Source organism: Microbulbifer maximicatervae (SeqCode) (genome assembly GCF_052467695.1).
This window is the reverse complement of record NZ_CP174320.1, coordinates 2,351,310-2,364,398: the sequence shown is the minus strand read 5'-3', so window position 1 is coordinate 2,364,398 and position 13,089 is coordinate 2,351,310. Positions and strand designations below refer to the sequence as shown.

General features: G+C 52.8%; 17 protein-coding genes. All 17 read right to left on the bottom strand.

Features of this window, described 5'->3' with window-relative positions; genetic code table 11:
• Positions 1 to 15: 15 nt before the first annotated feature.
• The 17 genes from ACJJI8_RS10405 to ACJJI8_RS10325 all read right to left on the bottom strand — a co-directional run bounded on the left by ACJJI8_RS10405 (position 16) and on the right by ACJJI8_RS10325 (position 12,852).
• Positions 16 to 456 (bottom strand): DUF2793 domain-containing protein, encoded by a 441-nt coding sequence (locus ACJJI8_RS10405; RefSeq protein ID WP_444934975.1) that lies wholly within the window; start codon positions 454 to 456, stop codon positions 16 to 18.
• Positions 457 to 472: 16 nt separating this feature from the next.
• Complete coding sequence (locus ACJJI8_RS10400; protein WP_444934974.1) at positions 473 to 2,032, bottom strand: phage tail protein; 1,560 nt, start codon at positions 2,030 to 2,032, stop codon at positions 473 to 475.
• Between the two features lie 7 nt (positions 2,033 to 2,039).
• Positions 2,040 to 2,621: a hypothetical protein gene (locus ACJJI8_RS10395; protein WP_444934973.1), complete on the bottom strand. Its 582-nt coding sequence runs from the start codon at positions 2,619 to 2,621 to the stop codon at positions 2,040 to 2,042.
• A 1-nt stretch (position 2,622) separates the two neighbouring features.
• Positions 2,623 to 3,513, bottom strand: coding sequence for a hypothetical protein (locus ACJJI8_RS10390; RefSeq protein WP_444933609.1), 891 nt, complete (start codon positions 3,511 to 3,513; stop codon positions 2,623 to 2,625).
• Positions 3,510 to 4,427: a hypothetical protein gene (locus tag ACJJI8_RS10385; RefSeq protein WP_444934972.1), complete on the bottom strand. Its 918-nt coding sequence runs from the start codon at positions 4,425 to 4,427 to the stop codon at positions 3,510 to 3,512. Before ACJJI8_RS10385 ends, ACJJI8_RS10390 begins: the two co-directional genes overlap by 4 nt.
• On the bottom strand, positions 4,415 to 4,849 hold the full coding sequence (locus ACJJI8_RS10380) for an NlpC/P60 family protein (RefSeq protein ID WP_444934971.1): 435 nt from the start codon (positions 4,847 to 4,849) through the stop codon (positions 4,415 to 4,417). The genes ACJJI8_RS10385 and ACJJI8_RS10380 overlap by 13 nt, the downstream gene beginning before the upstream one ends.
• Position 4,850: 1 nt before the next feature.
• Entirely contained in the window at positions 4,851 to 5,783 is a 933-nt protein-coding gene (locus tag ACJJI8_RS10375; RefSeq protein WP_444934970.1) for a phage/gene transfer agent baseplate hub protein, read from the bottom strand.
• Positions 5,780 to 6,370, bottom strand: a complete 591-nt coding sequence (locus ACJJI8_RS10370) for a DUF2460 domain-containing protein (RefSeq protein ID WP_444934969.1) — start codon at positions 6,368 to 6,370, stop codon at positions 5,780 to 5,782. Before ACJJI8_RS10370 ends, ACJJI8_RS10375 begins: the two co-directional genes overlap by 4 nt.
• The gene (locus ACJJI8_RS10365; protein ID WP_444934968.1) at positions 6,370 to 8,640 is read right to left on the bottom strand and encodes a hypothetical protein; all 2,271 of its coding nucleotides are present in this window, start codon (positions 8,638 to 8,640) and stop codon (positions 6,370 to 6,372) included. The genes ACJJI8_RS10370 and ACJJI8_RS10365 overlap by 1 nt, the downstream gene beginning before the upstream one ends.
• A gap of 16 nt (positions 8,641 to 8,656) precedes the next feature.
• Complete coding sequence (locus tag ACJJI8_RS10360; protein WP_444919120.1) at positions 8,657 to 8,920, bottom strand: phage tail assembly protein T; 264 nt, start codon at positions 8,918 to 8,920, stop codon at positions 8,657 to 8,659.
• 20 nt (positions 8,921 to 8,940) lie between these two features.
• Positions 8,941 to 9,300 (bottom strand): phage tail assembly chaperone family protein, TAC, encoded by a 360-nt coding sequence (locus tag ACJJI8_RS10355; protein ID WP_444934967.1) that lies wholly within the window; start codon positions 9,298 to 9,300, stop codon positions 8,941 to 8,943.
• Positions 9,301 to 9,310: 10 nt separating this feature from the next.
• Complete coding sequence (locus ACJJI8_RS10350) at positions 9,311 to 9,790, bottom strand: phage tail tube protein (protein WP_444934966.1); 480 nt, start codon at positions 9,788 to 9,790, stop codon at positions 9,311 to 9,313.
• A gap of 51 nt (positions 9,791 to 9,841) precedes the next feature.
• Positions 9,842 to 10,234, bottom strand: coding sequence for a phage tail terminator protein (gpU, locus tag ACJJI8_RS10345; protein WP_444934965.1), 393 nt, complete (start codon positions 10,232 to 10,234; stop codon positions 9,842 to 9,844).
• 243 nt (positions 10,235 to 10,477) lie between these two features.
• Positions 10,478 to 10,798, bottom strand: a complete 321-nt coding sequence (locus ACJJI8_RS10340; protein WP_444934964.1) for a hypothetical protein — start codon at positions 10,796 to 10,798, stop codon at positions 10,478 to 10,480.
• Between the two features lie 173 nt (positions 10,799 to 10,971).
• The gene (locus tag ACJJI8_RS10335) at positions 10,972 to 11,109 is read right to left on the bottom strand and encodes a hypothetical protein (protein ID WP_444934963.1); all 138 of its coding nucleotides are present in this window, start codon (positions 11,107 to 11,109) and stop codon (positions 10,972 to 10,974) included.
• Between the two features lie 709 nt (positions 11,110 to 11,818).
• Complete coding sequence (locus ACJJI8_RS10330; protein WP_444934962.1) at positions 11,819 to 12,067, bottom strand: hypothetical protein; 249 nt, start codon at positions 12,065 to 12,067, stop codon at positions 11,819 to 11,821.
• Positions 12,068 to 12,513: 446 nt separating this feature from the next.
• On the bottom strand, positions 12,514 to 12,852 hold the full coding sequence (locus ACJJI8_RS10325) for a hypothetical protein (RefSeq protein WP_444934961.1): 339 nt from the start codon (positions 12,850 to 12,852) through the stop codon (positions 12,514 to 12,516).
• Between the last annotated feature and the right edge of the window lie 237 nt (positions 12,853 to 13,089).

Here is a 13,089-nt window from a genome sequence, read left to right as displayed (position 1 = left end):
GGTGCTTAACTAAAGTCAGCTAGCCTGACTATCCCAAAGCACCCCATCCAATGCCCCCAGCATCTGCCCTACCACTCCCGCCAGATCCGCACCGGTATCCCCAGTGATCTGCGGCAATGTCGCCGGGCGGTTGGCTATCTGCCAGCCGCTACTGCCGTTGATATATAACAAGCCGTCCGCCTGATTCAGTGCGACCTTGGCCGGGAAGAATTGCCAGTAGCCGGGGGCGGCCACATAGCGGGCCAGCTGACCGTTTTGGTTTGCCCACTCATTGCTACCGGTGGCAACTAGGTAGCGGTCGCCATCACTGGGGGAGCCGGGGGGATCGTTTTGGATCCCCAGCACTTCGATCTGCAGCAGCGCGTCGATGGTGTCCAGGGCTTGATTGAGGCTTGCCGCCGGGTCGAGGGTGCCTTCGTCGGCGTAGGGTATGGCGTTGTTGGGTGTGTTGCTCATGGTCCTTTTATCCTGTTTATGCCGTAATTTCTGCTGCCGGGCCTGCGCCGGTGATGCTGTTGATTTGGCTCACTTGGATGGTGGCGGTGCCTGGATCGGTGATGGTGAGGCTGGTAGCAGTGGTATCGGTGCTTTGGCCATTGATCGTTACCCGGTAGCCGGTAAAGAACTGGCTTTGGTCGTAGGCGGCGCGGCCGCCGAGGTACCCTACCCCAACCCATTCGATGGTGAGCTGGCCGCCGCTGCGGTAGGCGCGCAGGCTGGTGGGTGCGGGTTCACTGTGGCTGGCGCCAGTGTAGGTGCCGTCGGTAGTCGTCTCCTCGCCGCTGCCGGAACTGGTGGCGCGGAAGGTGAGTGTCTGGTTTAAGTTGTAGCGCTCGGTGGGGATATAGTTGAGCGTGTTGCGATCCAGCAGGACAAAGCGCGTCCCCGCTGAGTGCTGAGTTATTTCGGTTCCCAGGCGCCCGCGCAGCAGGTAGCCAATTTCCCAGACGCCGGGGCTGATCTCGTCGGCCTCGCCAAAGCTCACTATTTCATTACCGATCAGCGCTCGGTTCTGCCGGTTAAGTAGCTGTGCCAGGGTGCGATATTCGAGCGCGTCGCCGTCGTCGTAGAGTTGGATTTGCACTCGGTTGTGGCTGTCGGGGATCTCGCGCTTGTGGGTGCCAAGTGCAGTGACCAGCTCACCCATTACCGCCTCAACGTCGGTGGTATCGGACTCGCTATAGTTTTCTCCACCATCTAAAGAGAGCGCGACAGTGGCACCGCTCCAGGCGCTGTTGCTGCCGGCGAGAGCGATGTAATAGCCCAGCTGGGTATCGTCGCCGCTGGACAGTATTGGCGCGTCGATAAATTCGATGTAGGTGGCGCCGGCCACTAGCGGCACTGGGTCCGGTGTGGCCATGGGGGCCACGCCTAGGGCCTGACTTTGGTAGGCGCTTTTGCGGTCGTGGATCAGTTTGTATTTTTGCTCGCCTCTATCAATATTCACCTCATCGATGCGAAGGCGGTCGCCAAGATAGAGCACCACGTCGCCAGCGGTGAGCCCCAGGTAACTGCGCGGCAAAGTAATTTCACCATCACCGCGCTGCTCCTCGATCATCACCTTATGCATAATCACCGCGATCTGCGCGGCCTGATCGGTTTCCAGCACCACGGGGGTTTCAATACTTTTTTCCCCTTCACCGCGAGTGTCGATACTGCGGTCTGAGGTTTGTTTACAGGTATCGATACCGCCGACAGAATCGTAATAATTCAGGTTTAATACCTGAACGATTTCCTCGGGGGAGCGACGAGTTTTTTCGTCGTCGCTATCGCCGATTAAATCGTTCTCATCGATTTCCATTACCGGTTCACCGCCGCGCGGGACAAAAGTGACCGTGCCGCTGCGGTTCACCGGATCAAAAAAATAGACCTGGGCCAGGGTTTGGATATGTTCGTAAGCCGGGGATTCATTGGTGATCTGCATCCCCTGCACATAGCCCTCCAGCAAAGTGGTATCGAATTTATCGTAGGGCACGCCGGCGCGCTCGCAGATCTCGGCCACGACGGCGTAGAGGGGATATGCGGAAGACATAGAGAGCCTAGGGTTTTAATAAAAATTGCAGCCTAAAATGGCGATTCATGCTGACTTTAATCAGCCCGGAACGATTCACGTTTTCCTGTAAGAGGTATTCGGTTTGATAGCGGTCGCGCTGCTGCCGACAGTAGAGGTTCCCCGATTTTAAATAGGCAAAAATCACATCACTCTTTGTGGATTGCAGAGGCCGCTTATCGTCCATGGTGACACGCGGGGTAACTACGCCGGGCCACTCGTCAGTGACCTGCTTTCCCTGGGTGGTGTCATACCAATACAGTTTGGCTAGGCCCGCTTCGACATAGGCCAGCACCGGGTGCATATTCTGGTCAAACGCCAGACTCACTTCGCTAATATCACTGCCGGTGATAGCCGTGAATGCCGGCACCTCACGCGCATCCAGCACAATTTCAGTGCCGTCATTTAAGATACGCGCCCGCCAGGTCTGATACAGCAGCCCTTCTGACGGATCTTGAATCGCAATACCGCCGCTCTCGTAGTCAATCAGCGAGCGCACCGGTAGTTGGGCGGCGCCGGTAAAGGGGGCGCTATCGATTTGTGTCGATAGCGTATTATCGGGCAGCGCCATCTCAGACCCGGCCCCAACTAACCGTGTGCCTAACAGTCAATTCCTGATCGCTGGTTTTTGAGATAGGCGGGTCTATTTCCACCTGAAAGGACATAGTGCCAAAATCGAACTTAAATGACCGAATATCGAAATTGGCCTCACTGATCTCAAACACCACCCCGCCGCTGCGCTGGTGGGAACCCGGCACATAGTCATCGGTAAAAATATTCGTTCTGGTTGCCTCTTCAGAATCATCGCCCCCGGGGATATTGGTGATACTACCGATGCCTCCAGAGTAGGCGTAAGAGGAGAAATTTTGCTCCGGGAATACCAGTTCACCCGTTGGCATAGCCCATTCGCTGGGCGCGTCCACATAGGCGGCGCGGGCGGTATAGCTATACCCATTACTGGAGCCCACCACATCGACCTCCGGTTTATACATGCGCAGCTCATAAGTCACTACCAAAATTTCATCCGCCTGAATCGATACCGTGGTGGGATTGCCCTGCTCATCTTTGATTAAGGCGCGGGAAAATAGGTTGCCGGAAGTGTTTGGAGAAATACCAAACTCGGAGATATTACCTGTAGCCGTTCCCGCGCTGAACTCATACACTCGTCGCACCCATAAATAGCGATCCCCTGGCGTTGTGGTATATCCCTCTGTTTGGTCGAGATCTGTCGACGTGGCCAGATAGCCAGTCAGGGTTGTGTCATTCACGGACGGCGTAGCAGTACCAGAACCCACTTGGCAGTAGGACAGAATACTGCCCGATGTGAGGGTGCCGAACATCTCCAGGCCGTTATCTAAAATCAGATTATTTTGCCAGCCTGCCGCTGATACCAGCTTGCCGCCGGGCCGGCGCTTCTCCACTTTAAAGCGACCGGCAAATGCAATGGGAATATTGGGGGTCATACGCTCTCCAATTCGGCACTAAACCCGGCATAGGCCGGGATAATTGATTCAGGGTCTTCACTGTAAAAGCGGGCAACGGTTTTTAATTCAAAACTAAATCCGCTGTAGGCCGGGGCCATACTCTCGGGGTTTTCGGCGTAGTTACGGGCTAGGGTTTTTAATTCAAAACTGAGCCCGCTATAGGCCGGGGCCAGGGCCTCTTGATATTCGCCGCTGTCTTTTCTTACCGCGCGCAGCTCAGCGAAAAAGCCGCTATAGCTGGGGGCCATGGCCTCAACGGTTGCGCCCATAGCCTGGGCATCAAATCGGCTGTATCCCGCCGTAAAACTGTCACTGCCTTCCAGCGCATAGGGCCGACTGGTCAGCGTGTAACCCTCAGCCCGCTCCACCTCAAACGCATACTGCGGAATGGCACCGCCGGTGCTGGTGAGGTTTTCGTTGTCGATCACCATGTAACAGGTGCCTCGATAGGCGTGCACTTCACTAACCCCAAAGGCGGCTTGCATCACTGCGCTGGGCATCTGATCCCAGTCGCCAAGAAAGAATTCGGCAATGCGTAAAAAGGCGAGATTGTTGGTGGCTTGCGTGCTGTCGATGCTATCGCGGTCGTACACCAATTCGTTGTTGCGCCAGACACGAGAGATACCAGTGATAGGCCCCTCGCCAATTCTTATCGCGTAGGTGCGGTAAACCTCCTCGTTGACAACTTCTGTCGAGCCGCCGCCCTTTCCGGATTTTTGCTTTTCTTTTTTCTTAACAATCTTTGGCGCGGTGGTGGCGATAATATTGCCGATGACGGGCAGCACCTTGCCGAAAATAATCGGGCGCGGTACGCCGGCCTTGGAGGTCTGCACTTTAATATCGTCAAAGGTGCGTCCCTCAATAGTCGTGGTACCAAAAATTAAGTTACCCATGGGGAATACACCTCCACCAATAGGCGGCGCCAGCGCTTATCTAAAATATGCTCGCGGCAATCTTGGTCGGCGTGGGCATGGATTAGAGAGAATCCACCTTGGGGATAATCCCCTAAAAAACCGACGTGGCTGGGGTCGGATTTTTGCGGCGATTTAAATACCGCAATATCCCCCGGTTGCCACAAAGGTTCTGCCACCGGGTTGCCAAAACGCCGCTGCATTATTTGCCGCAAGCCATCTTTCCAGGGTTCGCGGCCGTAGTGCTTTTCATCTTCGATATCGACACCGGCAGCGCGCAGGCTGAGCACGATCAGGCCCACGCAATCTACCGCCCAGTCTGTACGGCCTCGATGGCGCCAGCGCACACCCTTAGCCACCAGGCCCCGCGCGTGGGCCAGTGCGGTTTGTCTCGCTCGATTCATATCAAACCTGATGTGTATTTGCTGGCAGGGAGCTGCCGCCGCCGACGCTGCCGGAGACGTTAGCGCCGGGGGTGTCGGAGGCCTGGCCGATGGGAATTAGGTTTTCACCCTTGAAATCCAGTGAATTGCCGTAGGCTTGGCAGGTGGTGTACTGCTTGTCGCAGTCCGGGCGAATCTCCAACTCATCACCCACTTCGACCGCAAACGGCAGGGGTTCTATTTGCGTAATCTGGCCGGTGGCCGTGTCTACCGCCTCGATCTGATATAGGCGCGCGGAGACGTTATCACCGGTTTTCCAGCGCACTCGCCAGCGGTTGGCCGTCGTAGACAGTGAGGCAATATCATCTACCAGATAGGTGACTTTGGGTTCGTCACTATTAACGGCGGTGACCGTGGCCGATTGCCACAGCGCATCTGCATTTACGCCGCAACCGGTTTGCGAATTCGCATCCGTGCCGAATATGGCCCGGCAGGTGACGGAATCCACATGGCCGACAGACTGGCGCAGCCGCATCATGTAGCTCAGCAGTTCAGGGATAAATACCGTATTGCGAACGGTCTTTACTTCGCCAATATCACCGCCGTCCAGCTCGATAGCGCCCATGGATAAATCGCGGTAATTAACCTCGTACATCACCCACTCTGCATTATCCAGCTCACCGCGCTCGGCCATCTCAACAGTGATGCCGGGCACGTCGGTGGAGTACAGGGAATAACCCTCGGCGTTGTCCACATCAAAAGACGTGTCACTGGCAATCACACTGGGGTCGAAGCCGTTCTGGGCGTAATAGATAATCCCGTTGTATTCGACATTGCGGTCCAGCGTGGTGGCACCAAACACCCGGCCATCAGCGAGGGTGATTTTTAATAGGCGGCAAGTGGTGGTTACGCCGCTGTCGTAGTGGGCTTGCAGTGCGCCGGGAATGTATCTCACAGGCGAATCTCCAGCAGCTCGACACTCCCACTACACACCGGTTGGCCCCTATGGCGATTTTCAATACTAAAGCTGACATCATCCTCAAAGCGCACCGGCACATCGAACTCACCTTGCCAGGTAATTTCTGCACCGGCAGTCGCGCTGATCTCCACTTGGCCGGTGGTGTAATCAATCGCAGCGGCCACCTCTTGACCATCAGCGAAAATCTTTACCGTCCCATTGACGGGTTTAACAATTTCACGCTGATAAGACAGCGAGCCAAACTTATAGCTTTTTATTAGCTGGTAAGTTTCGGTACTGCCGCTGCCGTAACCGATCACCTCACCGTCTGCAAAAAAATCACTGGCGTCCTTAAAGCGAAACCCCACCAGGGCCCCGGCACAGGCGTGGTGCGCGGCGATCACTATCTGGTGGTCTTCATAATCCAGGTTTTTGAAGATCACCGAATACTGGCCCAGCGGGCGCTCCCACTCCGCATTGCGGCGCTCTACCCCATTGCGCAATTCGCGAATATCCGTTTTGTAGCGGTGGCCATACTCGGAGCCATAAGCCACACGCTCCAGCAATCGACTTTCATTAAACATTAAGAGCCAAGCCTCCTGCGGTTGATACGTTGCTGGCGTGTACTCTCGCGAGCTAATTGTTTTGTAGTGCGATTATCCAACTTGCCGGAAACGCTAATATTCTGGGTGAAGGGTGCAGCTCCACCCGAGCTACCACCACGGCCACCGCCGTGCATATCCGCTTGAATCATGGCCAGGGTGCGATCCAGTTTTGCACTGGTTTCTGAGGTGGTGACACGCTCGCCTTTTTCCAGCAGCCAGGTGCCGGTTTCAGGTACCGCATCAAGGCCGTCATGAGCCATGCCGGTAAGCTTTGCCGCAGCCAGGCCACCGGTGACATACACGGTACCGGCCGCTGCTGCACCCAGTACCGGGCCCACATAGGGAATAGAGGCCATCGCGTTGTAGGCGCCCATGGCCGCATCATTGGTATTGGCAATAATGCTGGTTAGTGCGTTGCGTTTTTTCTCATCCAGCAGGGTACTGCCGATGGCCAGCGCCGCGCGCATATAGGCCGCCTCTTCGCCCTCCATACCGGAGTAATATTCCGAGGCCACCGACATCAACAGGTTGTAGCCCTCCAGCTGCTGCTGTCGGCGCAGATCTTCATTGGCTTGGGTAATTTCGGTGAGCTTTTCTTCATACTGCTGGCGAATGGCCAGCTCTTCCTCATCCCAGGTGGCATTGAGGTCGGCGCGCTCGCTGCGGAATTGCTCCAACATATCGAGCTGGGTGGAATACCAGTCTTCCAACTCGGTGCGCGCGGATTCGATATCGGAGCCACTATCGAGGCCGCCGAGTGCGGGGGAGTCTTCTGTGGCGGCGTCGGCGATACGGCCGAGCGTCTGTTGGCGCTGTTCGTCGGTGATATCTTTTACGGCTTCGAGAATATCCAGGCGCTCGCGCAATAAATCCAGATTGCGCTCTTCATCGGTTTGCAGGTCTGAAACCAGTGAATTAAAAGCCTGCTGTGCGCGCAGCATTCGCTCGCGTTGTTCCGCCTCTTTTTCCAGTTCGCCTTCGATATCCCCCAATACATCCGAGAAGGTTTCCCAGGGATCGCCGATGGCTGCCTGTAGTTTTAATTCTTTCTCTGCTTCAGCAAGCGCTTGATGGAAATCATCGCCGAGCAACGGCCCCTCGATGGTGATCTCTGATTGAGTTTTAGCATTGGTTTTCGTGGGTGTGCTAGTCCCAAAGAAATCATCCCGCTGCTTTTGTAACTCCGCGAGCTTTTCCCGCAAGTCATCGACAGAAGTACCCTGATGAATATATTCCCCGGTAGCCAGGCGAATACCCGTGAGCAGTTTGCCATCACCGATCACACCGCTATCAATCGTTGTGCTCAGCTGTTTCAGCGAACGCTCCAGCTTCATAACTTCCGGTTCGCCGTGCGTCATACGGGCCACGGATTTACCGACTTCCTGAGTGAACTCCACCAGCTCCACCACCGCAGAAGCCGCAGCAGATCCCACTTTAATAATTGCCGTGGTTAGTGATGCGAAGGCATCTCTGGTTTTGGGGTCTGCAATTAACTCTGTGAAATCCTTGATCGCCGGCAGTGCGCCTTTTACAACTTCCTTTTCGAATCCATCAAGCGCGCCCTTGAGTTTATCCAGATCCTCACGCACCTCACCCAACTGCTGCAGATCCAGGTCCGACAGCACCGCGCCCACATCCTCGGCCTCATCCCCCAGCCGGCCAAGTTCCTTGCCGTTGTTGCGCAGCAGCGGCAGCAACAAGGTGGCATCACTGGCAATGGCCTCCATATAGAAGGTCATTTCGCTCTGGGATAAATTGGCTTTTTCCAGGCTACTGACATAAAGCCCCAGCGCATCACGGCCCGATAAATGGCGAAACTCCTCCGCAGTGACGCCCACTTGCGGGGCGATATTTTCAAAGAAGTCCGCCATCGGACCGGCGCCGGTCTGCAGGAAGTCACCGACCTTATCCGAGGTATCCTTGAGGATATCTGCAACCTTATCCTGCTCAACGCCGTAGCGCTGCGCAGCGTAGGACATGCGCTGGAATTCCAAGGTGCTGGTGTTGGCCACCGCAGACAGGTTTTCAATCTCAGCAGATTGCTCAATCACCCGCGAGGTCATTACCGCTAGTGCGCCAGCCGAGGCGGCAGTAACCGCAGCAAACGACTTGCCAACGGCAGCGACATTTTTCTTAACCTGCCGTTTCCATTTCTCGGTGCCGCGCTCAGCTTTATCCAGCCCCTTTTGAAATCCTCCTACTTTGGCGATCAGGTCCAGCGTTAATGTGCCCAGGTTTTTATTAGACATAGCGATCCACCGCCCCTTAGTGCCAGGTCTTCATCGCTTGTTCCAGCGAGATTTCCGGCTCCTTCTCATGGGGCATAAAGTCTGTGATTTTTGCGGGGGCGCCTTTACCGCGATGGGTATTGGCGTAGAGGGTGGCGAGTAATGCCGTGGATCTTTCAGTGCGCATTCCCGGGTGAAGGGAGCCGCGCAGCTCACGATATTTCGCCCAGCTTTGTACTTCTTGATAGCTCAGCCGCCGCTGGGCCTCTTCGATGGTGCAACCGCCGATGCCGTTTAGCACCAGCTCGTGCCAGAGTTCCTCTAGCTCGCTGAGCTTTTCACCTTTCCCAGGTTATTGACCGCACCGATTTCCATTAGCAGCGCCTGGGTCAGATTCTCATTAAGGGGACCACGCTCCGGGTCTGCCTCACCGGTAACATCTGCCGGGGTAAATACCGGCTTGCCCTCGGCATCGACAACACAGGCGGCAATACGCCCGGCAACCAAATCGACCTTACCGCGCAAGGCCTCCACATCATTGACGGCGCTGTAGTAGGAGAAACGGCGAATATAAACTGTCGCCGTGAACTCCTCATCGCCCTGCTTCCAGGTAATGGAACGCTTAACCGGCGCGCCGGAAAAGCTGCCCTGCTGCTGCAGGGATTCAATCGATAACTCCATGGGCTACCCCTTACGTTATATTTTTGGGCGTCCAGGCAGAACCGCCGCTGCGCTGGATCGACATTTCACCACTGACCAAAGTGTTCAGCTGGAAATCAAAGGGGAAGTCAGCCACATAGCCCTCAAAGGTGAACCAAGTGCGTGTGGTGGGCAGTGTCCACTCGCCGGTGGTTACGGTGGGCGCTTCAGTGCCATCACTCCAACCCACCGCCCACTTAATGCTATCCACCGTGTCATCCTGGGACAGTTCATGCAGGCGCTTATGCACCGCGTTCTGCGGGTTTATTTTGAGCCCTACCGACGCCTGCCCCGGTGTACGCAGGCCGCACTTGAACTTCTTATCCAGGTCTTCCAGGGAAGTGTCATCCAGCTGGTCGGCGGGACTGCCGCCGGGATTAAATGAGGTTACCCCGGTGATCACCTTCACGGTATCACCAGAACCTGCCGGGTCGATAAAATAGATATTGGTGCCCTGAGCCAATTGGGACATAGGGAATCTCCAGTCGCTTTAATGAAAATTAATAATCGACGCAGGGGTGCGTCATTCAGTGGAATATTGGGCGCTGTAGGTCAGGCGCACTTCGCCCAAGGGGTGGTCTTGATCCAGGGCGAAATCGGTTTGTGATATAGCGAAGAGTTCACAAGTACCGTCCAGGGTTCGATCCTGCAGGACACTCTCAACATCCTCAGTAGCCTGATCCAGTAATTCATAAATATCCCCCCGGCTGTGCACCACCACCGCTACCACAAGATCCAGCTGGCGGGTGGTGCCAGAGAACTCTTGCTGTGTTTGTTCCGTGGCAAAGCCGACGAGAATGGCCGGCAGCTTTTCCCGCTCGATGCCTTCGGTGGTACCGGCTGAGGGGAAGTTATAGCCGGATAGGGTTTTTAGTTTGCTTAAAACGGCATCGCGGATGGTGATGCGTTGGGTCATTGGGATTGCTCCAGGAATTTTGGGCATAAAAAAACCCGCTGATGCGGGTTTATGTATCGATAGTAGCAAAGCGTGCTTTTGCATCAACCGTTTTTTGCAATGGCTACCTGAGCCTCAATGAATCTTAAAAATCAAAATGTACTTATCAAGTCTTTAGCTTTAACACTCAGTGCACATCCCGTGGGGATTATCTGTTTTCTTAGTCAAATTCATGAAGGTTTTCATTATAGTTTTTTAAATGAACTATCCTTTAATTTTTGCCCACTCAAATGTAGGCCTGTTTTCATAACACCCACTCACATTAAAGACTACAGTTTGGTTTGATGCTTGAGCCGTCAGCAGTATTGACAGCAGTGCCTTACCATACTCGTCAGTAATACCATTCCATCGAAGTGAGTTATTCGAGACGCAAGTACCGGATGGCAAATCTGTACTGACATAAGCAAAACAAATTTCCTTATCTGAGTAGCATCCAAGTTCTTCAACAGTTGTAGCTATTGTCTCAGAGTGGCCAATTGCTGAAAAACCAAACAACAGAACAAACGCACTTAATTTTTTTAACATATGCAAACCTTCGTAAAATTTATGGTTTTGTGAATAACTGGCACCAATTTACCAAAATAGGTATAAAGCAGCCTCTTTCTACTCCAGTATTTTGCGCGCTTTTTTCCACTTTGGAAAGCGCTTTAACATCAGTAAGTTAATAATTTTCGTCGATATGTAAGCGAGGTTGAATTTTACTTATGGTAACGTAGGATTGCCGGCAGCTTTTCCCGCTCGATGCCTTCGATGGTTCCGGCTGAGGGGAAGTTATAGCCGGATAGGGTTTTTAGTTTGTTTAGCGCGGCATCGCGGATGGTGATGCGTTGGGTCATTGGGATTGCTCCGGGAATTTTGGGCATAAAAAAACCCGCTGGTGCGGGTTTAGGTAATTGTTGTGGTTTTTAATGATTATCTATCAGCCTGCCATATTATCGACCGTCTGCAATGAACCCATAGAACGTATTTCGATAAAAATGGGCTTAATTCTTGTGCCCAACCAAGCCGAGACTCCATAACCAGTCAGCAAGTAAAAGAATGATAGAATCCATGCTGTAGATAAATGTAGATTCTCTCTGAACACTAACATTAACGAAGGCATGCTAATTAAAACCAACATCAGAGACACCATATATTTAGACAGCCGCACCCACAAATGCGCATTCTCTGAAGTGTAAGGACTAAAAATAATTTCTGTGAGAAAGTGATAGCAAGCACCACCTCCAAGCAACATAAAAGAAAATAAACAAAATGATTTAAATAACTCATCACTACCGGGAGGGCTTGACAGTCCTTCAGCTTGAACCAAACTAAAAAGCCATAAAAATATACATGATGAAATTGCCCAAGCTACTGCACTAATTTTTTTCTATCCATGTGCTTAAATCCCTTAATCTCTAATAGTCTATTCAATAGAGACCCCTTTATATCACCTTAGAAAGCCTTTAAAAAGGCGGCAGCCATTGAACACCCAAAGGAGAATGAAAAGTGGGCGAGCGCTATTTCCTTGCGGTATTGTATTCACGCTCATGGCCGCCGTGAAACTTAAACTACTTTGAGGAAGGAGCCCCCAGGCAACTTGTCGCGGAGCTGTTCGGCATCTTCCAATACTGCCTTACGCCATTTGAGCTGCTGCACTGGGGCGCCGCCGGAGTGATTCTTGCCGGTATCGCAGTAGCGGCCAAACTCCTCACCTTTGGGGGTTAGCTCCCAGCGTTTCTTGCGCGGTTTGTATTCCACATGCTTCTGGAGCCCCATCTGCTGTAGGATGGCGTTGAACTCTCGGGCACTCATCTGGTACGATTTTCCCAGATAGCCTTACCCAGCAGTTCATAGATATCCCGCCGGATTGCACCGCCACCGCCATAACAAGATCCAGACGGCGGGTAGTACCTGAGAATTCTTGTTCTTTTTGTTCTGTAGCAAACCCCACAAGGATAGCCGGCAGCTTTTCCCGCTCGATACCTTCAGTGCTTCCCGCTGAGGAGAAGTTGTAGCCGGTTAGGGTTTTTAGTTTGTTTAGCGCGGCATCGCGGATTGTTATGCGCTGGGTTATTGGGGATCGCTCCAGGAATTTCGGGCATAAAAAAACCCGCTAATGCGGGTTTGGGTGTTGGCTATAGGACGGAGTCACAATGTACTAACTATCAATTTACTCTCGTCTTTGCACGCAATACTAGTACCCTCAGAGGGCATTGCAGCAGGGTGGCTTCAGCACTATGACAATCAAATTAACGAATCTAGTAATTAACGAGAACAACCTTCTGTATCTCAGGAGCACAAGCCGAGGTTTGATTGATCACGAGCTTAACTTTTTTTCCGCTGGCAAATGAAGTTAGAAGCGTTGAAGATGTAACTTCATAATTTGGATGGGTCATTGGTAGATAGAATCTACGCCCATTATTGCATGACGAATAATTTGATGTGACAGTGTCCAAAACCACATTTACACCGCCATCATCCGGAAAGAACTCCTGAAGACTATCAGCGTCAAGCCATTCAGTAGTCTCAGCACTCACAGAAATTGAAATGCTAGCCAAAAGTGAAATTGAAATTGAAATTGAAAGTAAATTTTTCATATATACCCCCTTTATTATATGATTGATGACTTTAGCCAAGACCTCACTATACTCTTAAACGATGAATTTTTGAACGCTTGATGGGTGCCTTTTTTAGTATGGGTTAACCAACACGGTATTTCACTTTCCTCTGTAAGTCTGCACTTCCGCTCATGCGTATACAGAGGACATCTTCTTAGAAGATCGCTCCATAATTAAAAGAGCCCGGTGTTACACTCGGGCTCTAGGGCTTATAAC

Bases quoted from the DNA above. Each gene is read 5' to 3' on its own strand.
- ACJJI8_RS10355 (WP_444934967.1), bottom strand. From the start codon at position 9,300: ATGGAGTTATCGATTGAATCCCTGCAGCAGCAGGGCAGCTTTTCCGGC.
- ACJJI8_RS10365 (WP_444934968.1), bottom strand. From the start codon at position 8,640: ATGTCTAATAAAAACCTGGGCACATTAACGCTGGACCTGATCGCCAAA.
- ACJJI8_RS10370 (WP_444934969.1), bottom strand. From the start codon at position 6,370: ATGTTTAATGAAAGTCGATTGCTGGAGCGTGTGGCTTATGGCTCCGAG.
- ACJJI8_RS10325 (WP_444934961.1), bottom strand. From the start codon at position 12,852: ATGAAAAATTTACTTTCAATTTCAATTTCAATTTCACTTTTGGCTAGC.
- ACJJI8_RS10330 (WP_444934962.1), bottom strand. From the start codon at position 12,067: ATGAGTGCCCGAGAGTTCAACGCCATCCTACAGCAGATGGGGCTCCAG.
- ACJJI8_RS10400 (WP_444934974.1), bottom strand. From the start codon at position 2,032: ATGTCTTCCGCATATCCCCTCTACGCCGTCGTGGCCGAGATCTGCGAG.
- ACJJI8_RS10380 (WP_444934971.1), bottom strand. From the start codon at position 4,849: ATGAATCGAGCGAGACAAACCGCACTGGCCCACGCGCGGGGCCTGGTG.
- gpU (WP_444934965.1), bottom strand. From the start codon at position 10,234: ATGACCCAACGCATCACCATCCGCGATGCCGTTTTAAGCAAACTAAAA.
- ACJJI8_RS10350 (WP_444934966.1), bottom strand. From the start codon at position 9,790: ATGTCCCAATTGGCTCAGGGCACCAATATCTATTTTATCGACCCGGCA.
- ACJJI8_RS10395 (WP_444934973.1), bottom strand. From the start codon at position 2,621: ATGGCGCTGCCCGATAATACGCTATCGACACAAATCGATAGCGCCCCC.
- ACJJI8_RS10405 (WP_444934975.1), bottom strand. From the start codon at position 456: ATGAGCAACACACCCAACAACGCCATACCCTACGCCGACGAAGGCACC.
- ACJJI8_RS10390 (WP_444933609.1), bottom strand. From the start codon at position 3,513: ATGACCCCCAATATTCCCATTGCATTTGCCGGTCGCTTTAAAGTGGAG.
- ACJJI8_RS10385 (WP_444934972.1), bottom strand. From the start codon at position 4,427: ATGGGTAACTTAATTTTTGGTACCACGACTATTGAGGGACGCACCTTT.
- ACJJI8_RS10340 (WP_444934964.1), bottom strand. From the start codon at position 10,798: ATGTTAAAAAAATTAAGTGCGTTTGTTCTGTTGTTTGGTTTTTCAGCA.
- ACJJI8_RS10335 (WP_444934963.1), bottom strand. From the start codon at position 11,109: ATGACCCAACGCATCACCATCCGCGATGCCGCGCTAAACAAACTAAAA.